The following is a 1,121-nucleotide window of genomic DNA, read 5'->3' on the forward strand; positions in this document are numbered from 1 at the left end:
TGCTCTACACTATTTTGCAATTCTTTTGCTTGGAGATTTAAAGCGCGAGTATTCTGCTTTAGTTCAGTACCTTGCTGTATATATCCCAGATAAAGATAAAAAAAAGCTACTGGTGCAAACACTCCAGCTAAGAAATCCCCCACTTCATTTAAGGGCATCGGTTTGTTGTAATCTGCAAAATAGACATGAAAAAATATTACATAGCCTAATATTGATCCAAGATATAAAATCATAGAATAAAAAACAAAGGGGTGCTGTTTTCTATATCGTAATATTTTTAAGCAAGATTTATTTACTATCATTCTGAACTCTTACGATTGACGTCTTTCTTGTCTTCTAATCTGTGCTAATCGAATCCTTTCCGGCTGTGTGTAGACTTGCTCTAAAAGTTCATATGTGAAATCAAGTAAATCATCTGCTTCATTCTTTGTTAGATTTCCATCGTGAGCACCGTCATTACCATCGTCTTTGATACAGCGTGATAAATCTTCCAAAGCATTATTTAACAAGTTATGTTTAAAAATCCAAATTAATCGAGTGTGAATTGATTTTTTATCATCCCGTGTTGGTACTAATGCCTCATTTTTTTGAACTATATCTTTCGTCACCATATCAAGACAAAGCCTGAACATTGCTCCAGAAGCATTAAAACAATTTAAAGATAAACATTTTGTTGCTTCATTAAAAATATCTTTAACTTTTTCAGGTAAATATTCAGGTGGATTGATTTGTCCACTTTGTACAGGAGAGTAAATAAAATTCATTAGAGCATTATTTAAATGAACATCTTCTCTTTCAATCACATTAGAAACTTGTTCACGAATTCTTATTGTACTGTCACTAACTGAACTACTGTGGATATACAGTTTGTCATAAATATCAAACTTTACTTTAGCTGAAATTACCATTGATTTTGAGCATGCCCTACAAACTGAAAATAAATCCCATATTTTGTATTTAGAACTCTCCATCCCATGAAAACTCTTAACATTGAAAGTACTGTTCTTAGCTGAGCAACTAGGACAATCAAAAATAAATGTACTCATAATTTTCCCCGCATTTATTTGGAAATATTTCCATTAGTTTATAACTTTAAATACTTTAATAATAAAAACACGGGG

Annotated in this window: 1 protein-coding gene and 1 pseudogene; both read right to left on the bottom strand. The window is 31.7% G+C overall.

Going from position 1 to position 1,121, the window contains the following annotated elements; genetic code table 11:
- Positions 1 to 302 (bottom strand): annotated as a pseudogene (locus NL42_RS19535) (hypothetical protein); the annotation flags it as partial.
- Positions 303 to 311: 9 nt separating this feature from the next.
- The gene (locus NL42_RS19540; protein ID WP_461314009.1) at positions 312 to 1,046 is read right to left on the bottom strand and encodes a DUF4145 domain-containing protein; all 735 of its coding nucleotides are present in this window, start codon (positions 1,044 to 1,046) and stop codon (positions 312 to 314) included.
- Positions 1,047 to 1,121: the final 75 nt, after the last annotated feature.

This window comes from Acinetobacter sp. GN11, from assembly GCF_054823985.1.

Excerpts from the sequence above, each read along its gene's own strand:
- NL42_RS19540 (WP_461314009.1), bottom strand. The coding sequence starts at position 1,046 with ATGAGTACATTTATTTTTGATTGTCCTAGTTGCTCAGCTAAGAACAGT.